We start from the raw sequence: 21632 nt of genomic DNA, 5'->3' as shown, positions 1-21632 counted from the left end.
CATCGTTTTCCCCTCCTGCTTGGCCCGGGTGTTGGCGTACAGGTTGGGTTAGGGACAACGGGCGCGGACGGCTTTGTCCGCGCCCTTTTACCGGTTAGAGCCGGATGATTCCGCGTTGCAGCGCCGAGGTAACGGCTTGTGTGCGGTCTGCGACGCGCAATTTCGCGAGGATATTTTTCAGGTGATCTTTCGCGGTGTACTCGCTGATGCCGAGTTTGTCGGCGATCTCCTTGTTCGCGAGGCCGCGGGCGAGTTCTTTGAGCACATCAATCTCGCGCGCGGTGAGTTGTTCGTACGCGTTTCGCGATTTGAGGCGGCTGGCGACATCGCGGGGAATCCAGCGTTTTCCAGAGGCGACGGCCTGGATAGCGGGGATCAACTCCTGGCCGGTTGCGCTTTTCAAAACGTAACCGTGAGCGCCCGCTTCGAGCGCGGAATGGATGTCCTCGTCGCCGTCGAACGCGGAGAGTATGAGTACGCGCGCGCTCGCGGCGAGACGGCGGATGTCTTGCGTGGCTTCATGGCCGGATTTTCCGGGCATGCGTGAATCCATCAGCACGAGATCGGGTTTTAATTTTTCGAAAAGGGTGACCGCCTGGACACCGTCGTCGGCCTCGCCGATGACCTTCAAGCCGGGTTCGGTGTTGATGAGCGCGACCAGCCCGATGCGGACGATGAAGTGATCGTCCACGACCAGGATTTTGATGCTGGATTGATCGCTCATACGATTTCGACGCGGGCGGACACCGGAGCGACGGTGGGTGTCGCGAGTTCATCGAGCGGGATGATGACGCGGACGCTCGTGCCCTCGCCGGGCGTGCCGCTGACATCGAGGCGGCCGTTGAGGCGTTTGGCGCGTTCGCTCATGCCGAGAAGGCCGAAATGGCGGTCGCCTTGCGTGGCCATTTTTTCCGCGTTCAAGCCGCCGCCGTTGTCTTTAATTTCCACCGACACGGATTTTTCGGCATAGATCAGCCGAACCATCACGCGAGAGGCTCCGGCGTGTTTGACGACATTGGTCATCGCCTCCTGGGCGATGCGCAGAAGGTTTTCTTCGACGATCTCGGGGAGGCGGCGGCGCTGCCCGGTGGTATCGAGTTCGATCGCAATGCCGGTGCCGCCGGAGATCTGGCGGCTGGCGATGGCGAGTGCTTCGGAAAGGTCGAACTGCTCCAGTTCGCGCGAGCGCAGATCCCAGATGGAGCGGCGCAGCTCGATCTGACTTTGGTGGAGAAAACCGCGCGCGAGTTCCAGCGGCTGACTGGCGTCGGCGGGGTTGCGTTGGAAAAGCTTGGAGGCGGTGTCGAGTTGAAGCGCGATGCCGGTGAGCGCCTGTTCGAGCGTATCGTGCAGCTCGCGGGCGAGACGGGTACGTTCGGTGAGGACGGCGCGAAACTCGACCTCGGCGGATTTGCGCACGGTCATTTCGAGTTTCAGCTGCTCGGTGCGTTCTTTGACGCGCACCTCGAGCTGGTCGTGCGCTTCCTGGAGTTCCTTCTGCGCTTTTTCGCGCTCGGAAACCAGGATGCCGAGCATGGCGTTTTTCTTCGCGACAGTGAGGAGCCAGACGGCGGAGCCAGCGAGGAGGACGCAGACGGCGGCGAAGCCGATGAACAGGCGCTCAGCGGTGAACCAGCTGGGCGTTTTCAGCACGCGCAAGTGATCGGGTGTGGGGAGCAGCAGGTTGATGCTTTTCGGTTTTCCGGTGTCACTGGTTTCGTAATACGCGACGCCGGTGACCTCGATTTCGCTGCCGATCGGGATGGCTTGATGGCTGGGGTTTTCGCGCGGCTCCTCGTACTCGACGATGATCGACTGGTCATCTTCCCCTCGCAGCGTGCAAACGGTGCGCGTGCCGACGAAGCCGGAGTTTTCCCGCAGCACGGGGCGGACGCTGCGAGCCATCAACGTGCCGCGAAGCACGATGAGTTCCGCGCCATGCAAGCCCTCGCGCAGCTCGGCGACCGAGACGCGCTCGCCGTGAATCGTTTCGGGCGGCTCGGGGAGTTCGTTGAAGACGGCGTCTTTGAGCACAGGCTGGTAGTTGACGAACTCGAGGAAGCCGACGGCCTCGATTTTGCGGCCGAGCGGGAGCGTGCCGGTGCTGACCGTCTCGACGTGAAGGCCGCCGGACTGATCCTGGATGAAGAGGTCGAGGCCGGGACGTTGAAAGGTGAGCGTGCCTTTGACGTGAACGCGGTCGCCGAGTGTGGCGTTTGGGCGGAACCGTGAAACGTCGGCGAGCGGAACGGCGGGCTGTTCCCAGGGAGAATGCAGCTCTGGCTCTAACACGACGAAGTCGTCTGCCGTGGGCACCATGAGATTGACGGCTGTGAGCTGGCGGCGGGCGGCATTGAACGATGTCGCGGCAGTGCCGCGCACGCGGACTTTGGCGGCGATGAGCGAGCGAGGGTTGAGGTTGCCGTGGAGTTTCGGGAACACGCGCACGCGGTAACCGCCGAGCGAAACTTCAACCATGGTCTTTTGCGACGGGACGTAGGTGACGGAGCGAACCAGTCCGGTGATCTCGATGCGCTGGCTCGCTTCGACGCCGGCCATCAGGCGCTCGATGGAAACTTGTTTCGCGGGCGGGAGCGGAGAAGTCCCGAGTTTTTTCCACTCGGTCGATTGGATGACGGGCACGAACCAGCCGGGGCCGGTGGTGCCCTTTACTTCGATCACATCGCCGATGGCGGGTTGCCGCCCGACGTGTTGGACGAAGAGTCCGGCCGTGTTGTCCTGCACGACATATTTTCCGCCCCAATCGGGCTCCGCAGCCGTGACCACGCCGCGAATCGTGACGGGGTGGTGGGCGCTCGCGGCTTCGACAGAAAGTGAGCGGACTTCAGCGGCGGTGGTCAGCGTGGATACAGTGGTTTCCGCGAGTTCTGCGGCGAAGGCAGATGGCGAGACCAGCAGGCTGAGCAGCGAAGCAACGACTGCGCCCGTGAGTGAGCGATCGAAGGGGAGGGGTATCACAGCGCGTCCAGAGAACGCGTGGCGAAAGGGGATTCCAAGAGTTCTTTTCTTCGTACGGGCCGACCGGTTCGTCTTTGGGAATGAACGGCCTGCACGAATGAAATAAACTCCCGCCATGGTGAAGCGCCGAGCGTCACTGCGCCGTCGGGCGCAGCCACAGGAGCGGCTGGGTGACGGCCATGTTGCGGCGCACTTCAAGATTCTCCGGATCGGCATCGAGGCGCTGCCAGAGATCGAGGTACTCAGGCTTTCCCAGACGATAGGCGGCCAGGAGCAGTGCGGGCTGACGCACGGGCCAGGCGTCGAAGTGTGCGATATCCCGCGCGTAAGGCCACGTGGAGCGATTGGCGAGATAGGGAAAAAGGAACGCGACGGCCTGCCGCACGCTGCGGCCGTCGGGGAGCGTGAACGTCCAGAGATTTTCCTCTGAGGTCGAGAGCACGTCGGTGAGCAGCGCGACGTTATCGAGTTGGAAGATCGAGTAGCCGTAGGGCTTGGTGCGGGCGAGCTCGCGCGGGAAACTGCCGTCGGGCGCGAGCTGAGCGGGCAGCAGCGTGTCGCGAAAAATGCGGCGTGTGGTTTCGAGTGTTGCGTCGTCGCCGACGAAGCGGGCGAAGACGGCGACCTGGAGATAGTACGCGATGCTGTGGTTGTTTTTCGCGGCGGCTTCTTCCTGGCCGTTCGTCGATGACTGCATCCAGCGGAGGTAACCGGCGAACCATGTGCGGACGCCGGAGATAGTGTCAGAGGAGATGCCGGGTGCGTTGGCAATGGCGTCGGCGGCCAGGGGGACTTCGACGAGGTGAAGCGTATCGATAATCCCGATGCCGCGACCCGGCGTGACGCCGGGGATGGCTTGGGCGAAACGCAGATGCGGGTTCATGCGAGTCGCGGGATCGACGAAGAAAACCCGGAGCCACTCGGCAGCGCGTTGCGCATACCTGGCGTCGCCGGTAATGACGTAGGCGGAGGCGAGCGTGGCGACGGCGTCGCGCATGTCGCGCAGGATCAGGCGGTGCGCGTCGAAGTTACCGGGGTTACTTTCCCCGTCACGGCGGACATACGGGAGACCGTCGGGCGTTTTGGGGTTGGGCCACCAGTAGTCGCCCATCGAGAGGTAGTCGCCGGGCTGGATGCCGAAGGAGGCGACGGACGAAGGAAGCGCGGCGGAGCGCAGGGAAACGGGTTTCGCTTCCATGACTTTGGCGGCGAGTTGGAGGACCCGGTTGCGTTCACTCGTGACGAGTGCCGCGACGATCTCCGCAGCGTTTTGCTTTTTCAGTGTGTCGGCCGATGCGAGGGAGACTGCGTCGGGACGGCTTATGTTGAGGAGTGCGGTGGGAACACCTTCGACATGTGCGCTGAGGAGGGCTTGGCCGGATTCGGGCAGTGCGATGTCGATCTGCGCGCGGCCGTTGGCGAGCTGGACTTTTCGCGAGCCGCCGGCGGTGCCGAGATTGTCGAGGAGGCGTCCGTCGCCGGTGTGGCCGAAGCGGACAAAGTCGCGTGAATCCAGACAAACGATACCAGACTGGTCGAGCAGCTCGACTTGAACGCGCACGCGGCCTGCGGGCGCGGGGAGTTGTTGCAGGCGCAGATGATGTTTCTCGCCCCATGGGCGGGTTTCGTAGCGGAAAACGATTTCGTCGTTCAGGGTGTTTCCTTGAGAGCGACCGACCGCGCGCAGTGTGTTCATGCCGTCCTCGAACGGGAGCTGCCAACGCAGGCCGGCGGCGGGGAAATTCTGGCTGTCGCGTTTGCGCACGCCCTGGGAAACGCCGTTGAGCCATAGCTCCACCTCCTCGCAGTTGGAGTAAACGTTTACCCAACGCTTCTCGTCCGGCTTGCCCCAGCGGACGGGCCACGAATGGCCGTAGATGCGCAGCATGGGCTCGTCGCTCCAGTAGGATTGATAGACGTAGAAGGCTTCTTTGGGCGTGAGATCGCGCTCGACGGCGCCTTTTTGATTCACGAACGGGACGGGGTTTTCGGGACGGAGCGGCGTGGCGAAATCTTTGAAAGGCCACATGGCGGTGCCGGTGAGCCACGGCATGTTTTCCTGCTCTTTCAGGTGCCAGTCCACGAGGTCACAGATGTAGGTTTCAGACCAGTCGCCGTCTTTGGAGACGCGGGCGTTGCCGCCGACATTGATGAAATCGAGACCGCGTTCGTCGGCGGCGCCGGCGGTTTTCACGTCGCGCAGCAGGGCGTAGGGATCTTCGGCGTGGCGGCCGGCGTGGCTGTCGCCGCCCCACTCGACGTGGAGGAAACGGGGGACGCGTTTCATCTCTTTTTCGGAGACGCTGCGGTACTCGGAAAACTGGCCGCGGTACCAGCCGGCCCAGATCGAGGGTGAGTAAACATCGACGATGTCTTTGCAAAAATCGCAGCGACGGATCGCAGTGAGACGCGAAGGGTCGAGCGCGTGCGAGAGTTCGTGGAGTTCGCGCATGAACGTGCGGATTTTTTCTTTGTCGAACTCCGCGAAATCTCCAGGCCAGTCATTCTCGTTGCCGAGGCCCCAGAGGATGACGGACGGGTGATTGCGGTGCTGGTCGATCATTGCACGCAGCATCGCGCGAGCTTGTTCGCGGTAGCGTTCGCCGCCGAGGCCGCCGCGGCACCACGGGATCTCCTCCCAGACGAGCAGGCCGAGTTCGTCACAGAGTTCGAGGATGCGGCGCGACTGCTGATAATGGCCGAGGCGGATGAAGTTCACGCCCATCGATTTCATGAGGCGCATCTCTTTTTCCATGAGATCGCCGGTCATGGCGGAAGCGGTGCCGGTGTGATCTTCGTGGCGATGTGTGCCGCGAAGCAGGAGGCGTTCGCCGTTGAGTTTGAAGGGACCGTGCTCGACGAATTCGAAGGTGCGCAGGCCAAAGCGTTCCCACACGGTGTTGGTGCCGCGCGGGCCGCGTACGATGACTTCGACGCCGTAGAGCGCGGGCGTTTTGGGCGACCAGAGCTGAGGCTCGGGGATGGCGAGGTCGGCGAGTTTTTGGAGCTCTGCGGAGAGGACAACCTGGCCGTTGAAGGAGGCCACCGTACCTCCCTGGGGAGCGACTACGCGGATTGAGACATCGTGGGAAGCTGAGCCGGGCGCGGCGGGTGGTTTGGTTGAGAAACGCGCACTGACGGAGACCTGCCACGTGCCGTCGGGTTGACGCTGAGGTGTTGCGTGAACGCGGGTGAGGCCGCCGTCAGGCAGGTAGACGAGGTGGACCGGGCGGTGGAGGCCGCCGTCGATGTTGAAATCGCTAAGACTCGACGGGATGGCTTCGAGGTCGCGGGAATTGTCGCAGCGGATGGCGAGCGGTACCCGTCCGGCGGGTACACGATACTCGGTGTCGGGAAGTTTGAGCAGGCTGGATTTTCGGTAAGCGGCGACGGCGTCGGTGATGTCGAGGGTGAACTCGTCGTAGCCGCCGAGGTGGGCGCCGACTTTTTGATCGCCGATCCAGACCTCGGTTTTTTGCCCAGAGCCTTCGAAGTGCAGCAGGGTGCAGCCGCCGGCGTGCGGGTTGTCGATCACGAGCTGCGTGCGATACCAGCCGGGGCCTTGATAGTAGGGCGTATCGGGATCGACGGCGTCGCGTGCGTTGAACGAGTGGGGGACGGAAACGTTTTTCCAAACGGGCAGTTCGAGCGCGCGGTCGTCGCTGCGCAGCGTTTCCCACACTCCGCCGAGATCGCCGCGGACGTATTGCCAGCCATCGGTCAGCGTGCGCGCGTTTTGCCAGTTGCCGGGGCGTTTGCCGGCGGGGAGTGAAGCGGCGGCGAAAGCGGATGACGCGGCGAGGAAGACCAGGCCTAGCAGCACGCCGACGAGCGCGGAGCTTCCGGGGAAGCGGGGGGCGGGAAACATGGACAAACAGAAGGGTGGGAAACGACGAGTGGAGCGTGCGGCCTGCGTGCGGGAGGGGGCGTCAGGGCAGTTTCAGCATTTGCGATCCGGCGGCGAGAAAGGCGCCTGCGCCGTATTCCTGCGAGGTGGTGGCATCGTAGGCGCCGGGCGCGTAGCCGATGGGCTGGACCCAGCCGAGTTTGCCGTCGGCATCGACGCAGGCGAGAAGCGCGGACCACGTGCGATCGACGGCGGGGCGGTACTCGGCGGCGGGGAGGATTCCCTGGTTGATGCCCCACGCGAAGGCGTAGCAGAAGAAGGCGCTGCCGCTCACCTCGCCATGTGGCCCGGCGGGATGAAGGAGATCGGCGCGCCAGAGTCCATCGGTGGGCTGCAATGCGAGCAGGCGTGCGGACATGTCGCGGAAAAGAGCGACGTAGCGGGGACGCGAAATGTGATCTGAGGGCATAGCGTCGAGGAGGCGGGCGAGTCCGGCCAGCACCCAGCCGTTGCCGCGGCTCCAGAAGATTTTCTTTCCTTCCCTGGGTTTCAGGAAATTTTTGTCGCGGTAGAAAAGTTTTTCGGCCGGATCGTAGAGCGCGTCATAGACATCCCAATACAGCCGGTCCATTTCGTCGAGATAGCGCGGATCGCCGGTGGCCTGGGTGAGTTTGGCGAAGGTCGGCGGCGCCATGTAGAGTGCGTCGCACCAGTGCCAGAGTTCACGACCGGCGGGTTTTTCCGCGATCAGTTTGTCGATGACGGCGCGGGTGGGCGCGATCTGGGGGGCGGAGGGGGCGAGTGCGTTTAATTCGAGGTAGGTCTGGCTGACGATGTGGTCATCGGCGTGACGAGGACGGGAGCCGGGTTGCCAGCTGTTTTTCTCTGAAGTCACGCGGGAGAAATCGAGGTAGGCGGGATCGTTGGTGGCGCGGAATGCCTCCATCACTCCGGTGAGAAACGCTCCGTGCACCCAGCCACGCGTGCCCCAGCGGTGATCGACCGGGTGCTGAGTGCTCCACGGGTGGGCGACTTGCCAGTCGAAAACCCGGCGCATGACTGTGGCGGTGTCGGGCTGCGCCGTTTGCGCGATGAGTTGAACTGTCCCGAATGCCGCGATGAATGCAGCTGTGAGAAAGGAACGGGAGTGGTTGCGGAAGTGAGAGAAGATACGGGCAGAGTTCATATCATCGGAGAACGCGGGGGCTGAGGGCGTGACGACACGCGCAGAGTGGGGTGGCGGGGATTGATGCTACTCTACCCTCATTACCGAAAGGACTCATCCCTCTTTCGAGGGGGCCGAGGTTGCTGTTTTGGGGAGGTGGGGCTTGATGCGTCATTCTTAGCAAAGCCTTGTTAAAAGCTGACGATGGAGGTGCGCGCCTAGGTTTCTGGAAAAACCCGTTGACAGTGGCGGAGTGGCTAAGCACGGTCCGCCTCCCATTTGTTGCAGGGTGGAGCAGCCTGGTAGCTCGTCAGGCTCATAACCTGAAGGTCGTTGGTTCAAATCCAACCCCTGCACCCAATTTATAGCCCTCCCACTGCTCGGGAGGGCTTTTTGTTTCAGGCAAGACTGCGCTGGCGTGGTTGAGGGTGGGCGAACCGCCAAATTCGCGCTTGCCAGTGCCCGGGGCGCTCTCTGTCTTCGACCGCTCTGTCCGTTAGAACCATCAACCAATAATCAACTCACGATCGCAAGGCGGCCCATCGGCCGGCCTGTGTTTCGCAGATACATAGATCCCATGAACGTAACTCCTAAAGACCTCCTCGATGCCGGCGTACATTTCGGTCACCAGACCAAACGCTGGAATCCTCGCTCGAAACCCTTCGTTTTCGATCATCGCCAAGGCATCACCATCATCGACCTCGGCAAGACGCACGAGGCGCTGACCAAGGCCACCACCTTTATCGAAGAAACCGTCGGCAACGGCGGCAATGTGCTCTTCGTCGGCACCAAGCGCCAGGCGCAGGAAATCGTCCGCGAGGCCGCTACTTCCTCCAATATGCCTTTCTGCGTTGATCGCTGGCTCGGCGGCACGCTCACCAATTTCGCGACCGTCAAGAAGTCCATCGCCAAGTTTAAGAAGTACCAGCAGATGGAAACTTCCGGCGAACTCCAGAAGTTCTCCTCGAAGGAAGCCGCCTCCATCAAGCGCGAGATGGTCCGCATGAACAAGAATTTCTCCGGCATCATGGAGCTCAATGAGCTCCCGAATGCCATCTTCGTGATCGACGCTTCTCATGAAGAGATCGCCGTCGCCGAAGGCGCCCGTCTCAACATTCCGGTCATCGGTCTCGTCGATACGAATTCCGACCCGACCAAGCTCTCGCACCCGATCCCGGGCAACGACGACGCCGTCAAATCTATCCGTATCATCGTCGAGACGATCGTCGCTGCTGTGCAGAGCGGTCTCGGTCAGCGCGAAAGCCGCCGCACTTCCCGTGGCCAGGCTGATCTCCGCGCCGCCACCGCTGCTGTCGCTGCCGCTTCCGGTGCGACCAACGAGGCTGGCGAAATCGACCTGAGCAAGGTCGAGATTCCCGCTGGTGCCATCGCCGCTGTTGAAGGCGAAGTCGATGCTCCCGTCGTCGTGAAGAAGCCGGCCGTTCGTAAGAAGGTCGCTGCTCCTAAGAACTAATTCACTTCCTTAATTCCGACTCATCCCATGAGCACAGTTGCATCCGCCTCGGCGGTTAAAGATCTCCGCGAAAAAACCGGCGCTGGCCTCCTTGATTGCCAAAAGGCGCTCACGGAAGCTAACGGCAACATCGAAGAAGCCATCACGATCCTTCGCAAGAAGTCGGGCGGCAAAGTCGACAAGCTCGCCGGTCGTGCGACCAAAGAAGGTCTTATCGAGAGCTACATACACGTCGGCGGCAAAGTCGGCGTGTTGCTTGAAGTGAATTGCGAGACGGACTTCGTCGCCCGCAACGATGACTTCAAGGCCTTCCTGAAGGACCTCTGCTTGCAGATCGCCGCCGCGAATCCGCTCTACGTTTCGCGCGATCAAGTTCCCGAGGCCGATCTCGCCAAGGAGCGCGAAATCGCCACCGCTTCGCTTGCAGGCAAGCCGCCCGCCGCAGTTCAGAAGATCGTCGAAGGCAAACTCGAGAAGTATTACTCGACCGTGTGCCTCATCGATCAGCCTTTCGTGAAGGTGCCTGAGAAGACGGTGAAAGACATCCTCGGCGAAGCGATCGCGAAGATCCGTGAGAATATCACGATCCGCCGCTTCACCCGTTACCAGTTGGGCAACTAAGCTGGCCGCCAGTCGTTTGACTGACGCAGATTTTTCGAGGCGCTCTGCTTAAAAGCAGAGCGCCTTTTTTGTGTTCATGAATTGTGCGGCGGCGACGAAGCGCCGCCCTCCAGGGCGAAGATGGGATGCATGCTAATGCCGTGCAGTTCACCGGAGACTTTCGTCCTGTGTGCTTAGATAAGAGTTCAGTCACGACTGCGACTGGTGCAGCGTGGGTGGCGATGAACGTGACCCGTGGAAAAATTGCAGCCCGAGGCCTCACCAACTGCTGCCCGAACTGCGGCGGCCGCACGCTTTTCAAAGAAGGATCGTTGTTCGAGACGAACAAGGCCTGCACGCGCTGCGGTTTGCGCATCGAGCGCGATGAAGGTTTTTTTCTCGGCTCCATGTCGCTGAACTACGGCGTGACGATCCTCGGATTTCTCCTGCCGGTCCTGCTGCTGTACCTGGGCGGCGCGTTTTCCGGCAAGGTCGCGGCGATCCTGGCCATCGTGGGTGCGGTGGGATTTCCCATTCTCTTTTATCGTTCGTCGCGCAGCTGGTGGCTGATGAATTACTACCTCTTCCTGCCGCAACATCTGCCTGCGAACAAAGGGGAGACGCCAGCAGGTGAGGACGAAAATATCTAGGCCTCGAAGCGGTTTCGCATTCTGACTGGCAAGCGGATGCAGTGCTGGCTCGATTGGATTTCCGCCGGAATCTTTTCGGTCTCATTCACGTTACCCCTGATTCTTATGCGACTTCTCACCCAACTGACTTTTGTCCTCGCATCGTCGTGCGTCGCGTATGCCGCGAACCCGGCCGTACCCGAGCAGGCGCAGATCTTGAAAACGCTGCGCTCGACCAACGACTACTTCATGGCGAAGTGGCCCGACACGGGCAAAGTCATCGTCACCAATCGGGCCCGGCCGTCCAACATCTGGACGCGCGCCGTTTACTACGAAGGGTTGATGGAGCTTCACAAAATCGACGCCGACAAACGCTACATCGACTACGCGGTGAGCTGGGGCGAGGCGCACAAGTGGGGGCTCAATCGTGGCGTCAAAACGACTGACGCCGACAATCACTGCGCCGGGCAGACTTATCTCGCGCTCTACGAGATGGACCCGAAGCCCGAGCGTCTTCGCGACATCAAGGCCTCGATCGACCGCGTGATCGCCGAAGATGACGATGCGGCGTGGTGGTGGATCGATGCGCTCCAGATGGGCATGCCGGTCTTCGCCAAGCTTGGCGCGATGACGGGTGACCCGAAGTACGTCGAGAAGATGCACGCGATGTACCTGTACTCGAAAAACAAGCACGGCGAAAAAGGTCTCTTCAATCCGGCCGACGGACTGTGGTGGCGCGACAAGGATTTCGATCCGCCGTACACCGAGCCGAATGGCGAGGACAGTTACTGGTCGCGCGGTAATGGCTGGGTGGTCGGCGCCATGGTGCGTACGCTTGAGCTGCTGCCCAAGGATTCGCCGCATCGCAAGGAGTACACGGACATGCTCGTCACCATGTGCGAGGCGATCCGCAAGGTGCAGCGGGAGGACGGTTTTTGGAATGTGAGCCTGCACGATCCGACCAACTTCGGCGGCAAGGAGACTTCTGGTACGGCGCTCTTTGTTTACGGCATGGCGTGGGGCGTTCGTCAGGGAATCCTTCCGCGCGATGTGTATGAGCCGGTGATTTTCAAAGCGTGGAACGCCATGGTCGCGGACGCGGTGCATGCGAATGGATTCCTCGGCTATCTCCAGAGCACGGGTAAGGAGCCGAAGGACGGCCAGCCGGTGACGTACGACAAGCAGCCTGATTTTGAAGACTATGGGCTCGGTTGCTTTCTGCTCGGTGGCATCGAGGTCTATCGTCTGGTCGGCGAGAAGACTGAGGCCGCCAAGTAAGGGGCGTTTTCTTTCAAAAATTAAAAAGGCCGCACGAGTGATCGTGCGGCCTTTTTGTTTTTCACGTTGGGCGGATGCGGGGTGAGGGCACCCCGCCTACAACGGAGAGCTATGGCACGGTAATCTGGTCGATGTTGCCGAGGTCGCCGCCGGTGCTGGCGAACTGGATCGTGTTTGTGGAGTTGTTATTGAGGGCGATGTTCACAGTGAGCGTGGTCCATGTCGTCCACGCACCGGTGGGCTGGAAGGTGATGCTGGTGGTGGAGCCGTTGACGGTGAGGTTGCCAGTACGGGCAGCCGCCGCGCCGAGCGCGTAGCGGATTTGGAGGGCCTTGGTGCCGCCGCCGTTTCCATCGACGTTGCTGAAGGTGAGCGAGCCGCCGGTGACGGGGAGGTTGGCGAAGCCGGTGCCGTTGAAGCCGGCGTTGTTGGAGTCGATGGTGGTGCCGCCGGCTATGGCGGCGGACTCAGCTTGGTACGTGTCGCTGGTGGGCGGAGTGACGGTGCCGCCGACGTAGGTGATGTTAGCCGCGGGCTGGGCGCTCATGCCGGAGCCGAGGTAGAAACCTGGGTGGGGAGGCTGGTTGTAGCCGACGTTCTGCCAGGCGATCGCGACGCGGTACTGGGCGTCGTGCATGAGCGTGTAGAGACGGTTGGTCGCGACTGACGTGGAAATGTAGATACGCAGGGCGGTGTTGCCGGTTTCTCGGAGGATGAGTTCTTCGCGCCAGTCGCCGAGGATATCGCCGGATAGGTTGGGCGTGGACTTGGTAGAGTTGTTAGAAGCGACGCCTGAGGCGGCGAGGAGCGTGGTGGAGTTGAAGGCGGTTTCGTTCCATTTGGAGATGGTGGTGCCGTCCAAGAACTCGCGTTTCAGGTCGGCGTCCCACCAGATCATGAAGTTCATGGGGCTGGGGCGGGTGCTGGAGATGAGGGTGCCGCTGGCGGAGTAGAGGCCGCCGCGCGAGGCCCAGCATTCATAGCCGAGGTAACGGGAGTCGATGTCGCCCGCGCAGCCGCGGCCGATGTCAGCACCTTCGCCGGAGGTGCCGAAGAGGATGGCACCGGTGCTGGCGTCGTGCATTTCGGAGCCGTAGTTGCCGTAGGAGGACGGTGATTCGTGGACCATCCAGACTTCGAGGCCGGAGCGGCTGGGATTCATGTCGGAGACGTGGAGGGCGTCGCCGTGTCCGAGGGTGGTGGAGTATTTGCCGGCACCGTTGTCGTCGATCGTACAGGAGCCGTAGATGATCTCCTGTTTTCCGTCGTTATCGACGTCGGCGATGGAGAGTGAGTGGGCACCCTGGCCGCGATAGGCGGCGAGGGAACCGGTGGTGCTGTCGCCGGTGTCGAAGGTCCAGCGCTGGGTGAGCGCGCCGTTGCGGTAATCCCAGGCGGCGATGGCGGCGCGGGTGTAATAACCGCGGCACATGATGAGGCTGGGGCGGTTGCCGTCGAGGTAGGCGACGCCGGAGAGGAAGCGGTCAACGCGGTTGCCGTAGGTGTCGCCCCAGTTGCCGACGGTGCCGCGAGGCACGACGTAGGCGGCGGTGGCGAGGGCGGCACCGGTCTGGCCGTTGAAGATGGTGAGGTATTCGGGGCCGCTGAGGATGTAGCCGCTGGAGTTGCGGTAGTCGGCGCTGGCGCTGTCGCTGCCCATGAGGACGTTTTGTCCGGTGCCGCTGACGGTGCCTGGTGCAGTCTTGCAAGCGACCTCGGCGCGGCCGTCTCCGTCGAGGTCATACACCTGGAACTGGGTGTAATGAGCACCGGCGCGGATGTTGCGGCCGAGGTCGATGCGCCAGAGGCGGGTGCCATTTAGACGGTAGGCGTCGAGGTAGACGTTGCCGGTGTAACCGGACTGGGAGTTGTCCTTGGAGTTGGAGGGGTCCCATTTCACGACGAGTTCGTATTCGCCGTCGCCGTCGAGGTCACCGACGGAGGTGTCGTTGGGCGAGTAGGTGTAGGCTTCGCCGCTGGGGGTGGTGCCGCCGGCGGGCTGCATCAGCGGGACGCGGAGGTAGCCGGTGGCGGTGGAGTTGGCGGGAAGTGTGAAACCGGCGCTGGCGGTTTGCTCGACGCCGCTGATGACGGGGCGGACGGTGTAGACGTTAGTGGCCGAAGCGGTGGACGTGGTGTCCACGAAGTTGGTGGAGGCGGTGATGGGGGAGGCGTTTAGCTTCACGGCGGTGGCGCCGTTGGCGGAGCGGTAGACGTTGTATCCGATGCCGGAGGGATCGAGGCCGAGGTGGCGCCAGCCGATGTAGACATCGGTGCCGGAGGTGCGGAGGGCGACGACGCCGCGGCCGAGGTTTTCCATTTGATAAGGAGCGGCGGCGAGCGGTGCGGCGGAGCCGAGCGACAGGCCGAAGGCGGCGAGCGCGAGGAGCGTGGTTCTTGGGGTATTCATGTTTTTGGGTGACTGCTGATGTTACTGACGGTCCGACCGGATGGCCGGAAAGAGGGTGAGCGGGGCAGACGCCTGCGGAGGTGCGCAAAAGGACGGGCGATGCGGGGTGGTTTTGTCCGGCTCAAGGGGGGTAAGCGGCGGACGGAGGCAGGCGATACCCGATGGGTGAGGCGGGCAAAGGAGGCGCTCTCATACAGTCAAACGGGGTAAACTCCGGGTTGGGATGTGCCGATGCTGGCAGGTGTTGCCGCCGCGTCTGCCCCATCGCTTTTCCCTGTCGGTCCGTCTGCTGGCGGGCCTGGGACTGTTGTTGGGCGCGGTGGGCGTGGTGAGCGGGCTCGATCCGTCGCGCGCGCCTTCGCACTATCGTTATGACGAGTGGACGACGCACCACGGTATCCCGTATGCGGCGGTGCGGGCGGTGTCGCAGACGGCGGAGGGGTATTTGTGGTTGAGCGCGCGAGGCGGGCTGGCGCGTTTCGATGGAGTGACGTTCACGGCGTACACGCACGCGAATGTGCCGCTGCTGCCGGAGGACGAGGTGGCGTATTGCACGTATGAAGACGTGGACGGGATGCTTTGGATCGGGACGCCGAATGGCGTGGTGTGGAACCGGCGCGGCGAGTGGATGCGGCCGGAGAGTTTGAAGGCGTTGGAAGGGCAGAACGTGACGTGGATCGCGCGCGATGGTGAGCGCGGGTTGGTGCTGAGCACGTCGAACAAAATTTTTCGTTATCGGGGAGGAAAGCTGGAGGAAGTGGCGGCACCGAAAGGTGTGAAGCTGTCGAGCATCAACATGGTGGTGCCGGAGCGGAATGGAGACGGTATCGTGGTCATGGGTACGCCGTCGATGATGGTGAAAGACGGGGAGGCGATGGTCTTCAGGTATCAGGGATCGGGGGCGGTGATCGGGGAGATGCGCGCGGTGGTGCAGAATGCAGACGGGAGCTGGTGGCTGGGGGCGCCGTCGGGGCTTTATCGATTTGACGGTGAGAAGTTTAGGCGGGTGCCGTCGCTGGGCGGAGTGCCGGTGAACACGGTGCGCAGTCTGCAGATCGACCGGGATGGGAATCTATGGATCGGGACGCCGAACGGGCTTTTGCGTTATGCGAATGGAAAGCTGGAGCCGGTGGTGGTGCGCGGGGTGGAGACGCTGAGCCATGTGCTGGCGATCACGGAGGATCGCGAAGGGAATTTGTGGTGCGGGACGGATTCGGGGCTGGTGCGGCTGGGGGATGTGAAGGTGATGAACTACACGCGGCGGGAAGGGCTGGAGGCGAATTCGGTGCTGTCGGTGGAGGCGATGCGGGACGGCTCGTGGTGGGCCGGAACGTGGGGCGGGGGGCTGACGCATTTCACGGATGGAAGTGGGCGGACGCTGCACCAGGCGGATGGATTAAAAGAGGAAGGTGTGATCGCGCTGCACGAAGGGCGGGACGGGGCGTTGTGGATCGGGTACTACGGGCAGGGGGTGAGCCGGTTGAAGGACGGGGCATTTACTCATTTTGGAAAAGACGAGGGGATAGACACACGGGTGAGGACGATCGCGACGGATGCGAAGGGAGATGTGTGGTTGCTCAGCGCGCGGAACGGATTGCAGCGTTTGAAGGACGGGCGTTTCGAAACGGTGGTGATGCCGGAGGTGACGCTGCCTGGGGCGATGATGATCGACCGGCGCGGGCGGGTGTGGGTCGGCTGGGCAGGTGGGCTCGGCTGGTACGATCCGTCGGATGACAAGTGGACGGGTTTCCACAAGGAGACGCCGGCGAAGAACAATGTGACGCGCATCCTGGAGGCGGCGGACGGGACGGTGTGGGTGTTTCGCGACGGGTTGCAGATCCAGCGTGTGCGCGGGGACGGGGTGGAGACGTTCACGATGCCGACGTCGGTGGGGATTCTCACGTATTCAGCGATCGAGCACGGCGGGGCGTTTTGGGTGGGTTATCGCAATGGGGTGGTGCGCATCCCGATGACGGAGTTCGAGGCGGTTTCGGCGGGGAAGAAGGCGGCGCTGGAGTTTACACTGTATAACGAGCAGGACGGGATGCGGAGCCCGGCGCCGAATTCGGCGTCGTCGCATGCGGTGGCGTTGGCGGGCGACGGGAATCTGCTGTTCGCGACGAGCAAGGGCGTGGCGATCATCCATCCGGAGCGCATCCGCGCGAACGCGCTGGCACCGCGCGTGGTGATTGAGCGGGTGGTGGCGGACAAGATCGAGCGGCGGGGCGAGGAGTTGAAGGCGATCCCGGCGGGGCGTGGAGAGCTGGCGTTTCATTTCACGGCGCTGAGCCTGACGAATTCATCGGAGAACCGGTTCAAATACCGGCTTTCGGGCGTGGACAAGGAGTGGGTGGATGCGGGCGGGCGGCGTGAGGCGTTTTATGGAGGGCTGGGGCCGGGGCCGCGGCGCTTTGAGGTGATCGGGACGAACAACGATGGCGTGTGGAGTCTGGAGCCGGCGGTGTGCGAGGTGTATCTGGAGCCTCACTTCACGGAGACGTGGTGGTTCTGGCCGTTGACGGGTGCCGGAATATGCGCGGGTTTCGCGGGGTTCTTTATCTGGCGGACGCGGCGGATGAGGGCGATCCATGCGGAGCTGGCGCGGCTGGTGGACGAGCGTACTCGGGATCTTTCGCAGGCGAAGGATGCGGCGGAGAAGGCCAAGGATGTGGCGGAGGCGGCGAGCCGGGCGAAGAGCGATTTTGTCGCCAACATGAGTCATGAGATCCGCACGCCAATGAACGGGGTGATCGGCATGACGGAGCTGGCACTGGGGCTGGCCAAGGACAAGGAGCAGGCGGATTATCTGCGGACGGTGATCGCATCGGGCGAGGCGTTGATGACGGTGATCAACGACATCCTGGATTTTTCGAAGATCGAGTCGGGCAAGCTGACGCTCGATCCAGTGGAGTTTGATCTGGTGGAGTGTCTGGAGGGAGCGGCGGACACGGTGGCCATCCGGGCGGCGCGCAAGGGGCTGGAGCTGGTGTGCGTATCCGATCCTGCCTTGCACGGGCGGCTGCGCGGGGATGCGTCGCGGTTGCGGCAGGTCATCATCAATCTGCTGGGGAACGCGCTGAAGTTCACGGAGAGCGGCGAAGTGGTGCTGCGGGCGGAGATGATCGCCGACGATGGGCGCGAGTGCGTGGTGCGCGTAAGTGTGGAGGACACGGGGATCGGCATTCCGAAGAACCGACTGGCGGCGATTTTCGATCCGTTCGAGCAAGCGGACAGCTCGATGTCGCGGCGCTTCGGCGGGACGGGACTGGGGCTCACGATCTGCCGGAGGCTGGTGGCGCTGATGGGCGCGCAGATCGCGGTCGAGAGCGAGCCGGGGAAGGGGAGTCGTTTCTATTTCAGTTTGAAGCTGGAGCGGATCGTGACTGGCCGGGCGGGGCGGGCGTTGCCGGAGGCGGTGCGCGGACGGACGGCGCTCGTGGCTGGAACGGCGGGCACGGTGCGGAGCGAACTCGCAGCACAGTTGAATCATCGCGGCATAGGGGCTGTGGGGGCGGATGAACCGCAGGGAGAGCCGGTGGATTTGTTGTTCATCGATGTTTCACATCCGGGCGTGGACGCGGCTTCGGAAGTGCGGCGGGCGCGGGCGCTGGTGAGTGCGGCGCGAGTCGTGGCACTCACGGCGACGGATCATGCGCTGGATGCACGGACACTCGCGGAGATCGGGGCGGATTTTGGACTGAGAAAACCGGTCACGAGCGCGCGGCTGGACGAGTGTCTGCGGGATTTGTTTCTCGCTCCGGCGGAGGCTGTGGAGGCGGAAAAGACTTCGAGAACGAGTGCTCGGCGGACGCTGCGGGTGCTCGTGGCCGAGGATAATACGGTGAACCAAGTGGTGGCATCGACGTTGTTGCGGAAGATGGGTCATGCGGTCGAGCTGGCCTCGCACGGCGAAGAGGCGGTCTCGAAGTACCGGGATGGCCGATACGACATCGTGCTGATGGATGTGCAGATGCCGGGTATGGACGGGATGGAGGCGACGCAGCATATCCGCGAGATCGAGGTGGAGCGCCGGGCGCGGGTGCCGGTTGTGGCGCTGACGGCGCACGCGGTGAAAGGCTACTCGGAGCAATGCGTGGCGGCGGGGATGGATGGTTATCTGACCAAGCCGCTGCGGCCGCCGGAGCTGGCGGCGATGCTGGTGAAGTTTTTTCCGGACGCGGCGTGAAGGCGGTGGGGTAAATGCCGGGCGAGACGTGCCGGTCACGGCGGTCATCGGACATATCGGTGGACAGTTGGAAAAGCTCGCGAGTCCGTCCGGGTTCTAAGCTTTTTGAGTTTCCTAGGAAGCAAGCAGACGGCTGCGCGTGAATGAACCGACTGCGGTAACCCCCGGATATATTTCCCCTATGAAAACCTGCCTGAAATCCGTCCTGTTGCTGGCGCTCTCTTGTGCTGGTCTGACTTCAGTCGCGCTTGCGGCGGCTGAGTCGGGCGCGGCGGCCAAGACCAAATCGTTCATTGATTATTTTTTGCCGATACCGGCGCAGGGGCCGTTGACGGCGGAGGCGTGGGGAGCGCCGGGAACTTTGCCGCGCGATACGCGGAACGGGCTCGAGGACGGGGCGAATCGTTATTGTTACTGGGATGGGCAGATCATTCGCGGCGCAGATGGGAAGTACCGGCTGTTTGCGAGTCGCTGGGATGAGCCGCGTGGGCATCACGGGTGGAAGGACTCGATTGGCGTCAGTGCGATCAGCGAGCATCTGCTCGGACCGTATGTGGATCGCGGGCCGATGTGGCCGGGGAATCAGAACGGGCGCGGGCACAATGTCACCGCGCTTAAACTACCGGACGGGCGCTATGCGGTGGTGGTGAGCGAAACGCGGCAGGGAGATGTGTTCGTTTCGGACTCGCTCGATGGGCCGTGGACACATTTTGGGAATATCGTGACCGAGGGTGATGTGCGTAAGCGCGCGTCGAACTACTCGGTGATGCTGCGGCCTGACGGCGATTTTCAAATCGTGCCGCGCTCGGGGCAGATGTTGATCAGCAAGAGCGGGATTCTCGGGCCGTACGTGGCGCAGGGGCCGAGCATTTATCCGAAGATCCCGGGGCTGGAGCAGCGCGATCTCGAAGATCCGGTGATCTGGTTTAGCGGCGGGCGTTATCACATCGTCGTGAACAGCTGGAGCCAGCGCAGGGCTTATCACCTGACGTCGAAGGACGGGATCAGCGGCTGGTCGTTGCGTGGCGTGGCGTACGATCCGCGCGTGGATTTTGTCCGCTACACGGATGGGACGGTGAATCGTTGGGACAAGCTGGAGCGGCCGGCGGTCGTGATCGAGAACGGGCATGTGGTCGCGGTGACGCTGGCGGTGCTCGATGTGCCGAAGGACGAGGAGAAGGGAAACGACCGACATGGGAACAAGGTGATCGTGATTCCGTTCGATGGCGCGGCGCTGGACCGAGATCTGGCGGATGTGGCGGAACTGCCGTCGGAGGAGCGGGTGGTGAATCCGGCGGGGAAGTGAGTCGCACCGGCGCGTCAGGGATGACGCGTCCACCCTCGGAGGGATGAAACCGATAGCAGAAAACTAAACGAATTTATGAGCCCGAACTATTCTCACGTTTCCTGGATGCTGGCGTCTGTGTTGGTGGTGACGGTGCCGATGGAGGCGGAGTCGCTGTCGAGCGATGCGACGCCGGAGCACATTGTTTCGACGCGGGTGGAGCCGGTGGCGGCGGGGGCGTTCGCGCCAACGTGGAAATCATTGGAGGGTTATGAGGTGCCGGAGTGGTTTCGCGACGCGAAGTTCGGGATGTGGGCGCATTGGGGGCCGCAGTGCGTCCCGGAGGCGGGCGACTGGTATGCGCGTTTCATGTATGTGCAGGGGCACCGGCAGAATAAGTTTCACGTGGAGCGTTACGGGCATCCGTCGGTGTTTGGATTCAAGGATGTGATCCACGCGTGGAAGGCGGAGAAGTGGGAGCCGGAGAAGCTCGTCGCTTTCTACAAGCGCGTGGGAGCGAGGTATTTTTTCGCGATGGCGAATCACCACGACAATCTCGACCTGTGGGCGAGCCGGCATCACGCGTGGAACTCGGTGCGCGTGGGGCCGCAAAAAGATTTGATCGCGGGATGGGCGGCGGCGGCGCGGGCGCAAGGGCTGCCGTTTGGCGTGAGCGTCCACGCGGCGCATGCGTGGAGCTGGTACGAAGTCGCGCAGGGCGCGGACAAGACGGGGGACAAGGCGGGCGTGCCGTACGATGGAAAACTCACGCTGGCTGACGGGAAAGGCACGTGGTGGGAGGGGCTCGATCCGCAGGAGCTCTACGCGCAAGCCCATGCGCCGAGTCCGGGGTTCGAGGCGGCGGAGTCGATTCACCGGCGCTGGCATTGGGACAACGGCGTGACGCGGACGGATCTGGCTTATTGCCAGAATTTCTACGATCGCACGGTGGATCTCATCAATCAGGCGAAGCCGGATCTGCTGTACTTCGACGACACGGCGCTGCCGTTGTGGCCGGTGTCGGACGCGGGGCTGAAGATCGCGGCGCATTTCTACAACGCGACGCATGCGCGACGCGGGGCGGGAGACGCGGGCGTGATCTTCGGGAAAATTTTGAATGACGAGCAGCGGAAGGCGCTGGTGTGGGACATCGAGCGCGGAGTTCCCGCGACGACGCTGCCTTATGCGTGGCAGACCGACACGTGCCTGGGCGGCTGGCATTATAACCGGAGCGTTTATGAGAAGGACCGGTACAAGTCGGCGCGGACGGTGATCCACATGCTGGCGGATATCGTGAGCAAGAACGGCAATCTGCTGCTTAATGTGCCGGTGCGCGGCGATGGGGCGATCGACGAGAAGGAAGTGGCGATCCTGGAGGAGATCGCGGCGTGGATGGCGGTGAATGGCGAAGCGATCTATGCGACGCGACCGTGGAAAGTTTTTGGCGAAGGCCCGGCGAGTGTGGGCGTGGAGCTGACGGCGCAGGGATTTAATGAGGGGAAGGGAAAGCCGTTCACGGCGGCGGATTTGCGGTATACCGCGAGCAAGGATGGGCGGACGGTTTACGTGATCGTGATGGGCGTGCCCACGGAGCCACTACGGCTGGCGGCGCTTGGGAAGGCGGCGGGCGGGAGCGGCGTGGCGGATGTGCGGCTGCTCGGCGGGGGCGGGACGGTGACGTGGGAGCAGAGTGAGGATGCGCTGGTGATCGGGCCGGTTGAGGGGACGCCGGTGGCGGAGGCAGCGATCGTTTTCAAGGTGGCGCTGTGACGGACGGGC

The 21632-nt window shown here is 62.8% G+C and carries 12 protein-coding genes and 1 tRNA gene; 8 read left to right on the top strand and 5 right to left on the bottom strand.

All coding sequences use genetic code 11. The features are described from left to right. Positions 1-94 precede the first annotated feature (94 nt). The 4 genes from CMV30_RS06070 to CMV30_RS06055 form a co-directional block, all read right to left on the bottom strand. Positions 95-724, bottom strand: a complete 630-nt coding sequence (locus CMV30_RS06070) for a response regulator (RefSeq protein ID WP_096055186.1) — start codon at positions 722-724, stop codon at positions 95-97. Beyond that, positions 721-2979, bottom strand: coding sequence for a histidine kinase (locus CMV30_RS06065; protein WP_175414748.1), 2259 nt, complete (start codon positions 2977-2979; stop codon positions 721-723). The genes CMV30_RS06070 and CMV30_RS06065 overlap by 4 nt, the downstream gene beginning before the upstream one ends. 133 nt (positions 2980-3112) lie before the next feature. After that, positions 3113-6847 carry an alginate lyase family protein gene (locus CMV30_RS06060; protein ID WP_096055184.1) on the bottom strand — a complete coding sequence of 1245 codons (3735 nt, stop codon included), beginning with the start codon at positions 6845-6847 and terminating at the stop codon, positions 3113-3115. 61 nt (positions 6848-6908) lie between these two features. Further along, positions 6909-8012, bottom strand: coding sequence for a glycoside hydrolase family 88/105 protein (locus CMV30_RS06055; protein ID WP_096055183.1), 1104 nt, complete (start codon positions 8010-8012; stop codon positions 6909-6911). 262 nt (positions 8013-8274) lie between these two features. On the opposite strand from CMV30_RS06055, the gene CMV30_RS06050 reads away from it, so the two are divergent. The 5 genes from CMV30_RS06050 to CMV30_RS06030 all read left to right on the top strand — a co-directional run bounded on the left by CMV30_RS06050 (position 8275) and on the right by CMV30_RS06030 (position 11972). Continuing rightward, positions 8275-8351: transfer RNA gene (locus tag CMV30_RS06050), tRNA-Met, on the top strand. A gap of 217 nt (positions 8352-8568) precedes the next feature. Further along, positions 8569-9465 carry a 30S ribosomal protein S2 gene (gene rpsB / locus CMV30_RS06045; RefSeq protein WP_096055182.1) on the top strand — a complete coding sequence of 299 codons (897 nt, stop codon included), beginning with the start codon at positions 8569-8571 and terminating at the stop codon, positions 9463-9465. Positions 9466-9492: 27 nt separating this feature from the next. After that, positions 9493-10086: a translation elongation factor Ts gene (locus CMV30_RS06040; protein WP_096055181.1), complete on the top strand. Its 594-nt coding sequence runs from the start codon at positions 9493-9495 to the stop codon at positions 10084-10086. A gap of 221 nt (positions 10087-10307) precedes the next feature. Beyond that, a complete protein-coding gene (locus tag CMV30_RS06035; protein WP_096055180.1) occupies positions 10308-10715 on the top strand; it encodes a DUF983 domain-containing protein in 408 nt (135 codons plus the stop codon). 105 nt (positions 10716-10820) lie between these two features. Next, a complete protein-coding gene (locus CMV30_RS06030; RefSeq protein WP_096057642.1) occupies positions 10821-11972 on the top strand; it encodes a glycoside hydrolase family 88/105 protein in 1152 nt (383 codons plus the stop codon). Between the two features lie 109 nt (positions 11973-12081). On the opposite strand, the gene CMV30_RS06025 is transcribed toward CMV30_RS06030, so the two are convergent. Then, positions 12082-14382 carry a rhamnogalacturonan lyase family protein gene (locus CMV30_RS06025; protein WP_175414747.1) on the bottom strand — a complete coding sequence of 767 codons (2301 nt, stop codon included), beginning with the start codon at positions 14380-14382 and terminating at the stop codon, positions 12082-12084. 223 nt (positions 14383-14605) lie between these two features. On the opposite strand from CMV30_RS06025, the gene CMV30_RS20640 reads away from it, so the two are divergent. The 3 genes from CMV30_RS20640 (at position 14606) to CMV30_RS06010 (ending at position 21623) form a co-directional block, all read left to right on the top strand. After that, positions 14606-18568 (top strand): hybrid sensor histidine kinase/response regulator, encoded by a 3963-nt coding sequence (locus CMV30_RS20640; protein ID WP_096055179.1) that lies wholly within the window; start codon positions 14606-14608, stop codon positions 18566-18568. 181 nt (positions 18569-18749) lie between these two features. Next, positions 18750-19874 carry a glycoside hydrolase family protein gene (locus CMV30_RS06015; RefSeq protein ID WP_096055178.1) on the top strand — a complete coding sequence of 375 codons (1125 nt, stop codon included), beginning with the start codon at positions 18750-18752 and terminating at the stop codon, positions 19872-19874. Positions 19875-19949: 75 nt separating this feature from the next. After that, a complete protein-coding gene (locus CMV30_RS06010) occupies positions 19950-21623 on the top strand; it encodes an alpha-L-fucosidase (protein ID WP_217494470.1) in 1674 nt (557 codons plus the stop codon). The last annotated feature ends 9 nt before the right edge of the window (positions 21624-21632 follow it).

The sequence above is a fragment of the Nibricoccus aquaticus genome (genome assembly GCF_002310495.1).
In the GTDB taxonomy this organism is placed as follows: Bacteria; Verrucomicrobiota; Verrucomicrobiia; order Opitutales; family Opitutaceae; genus Nibricoccus; species Nibricoccus aquaticus.
Note: the sequence above shows the minus strand (reverse complement) of the source record. Positions and strands in the feature narration are given on the sequence as shown.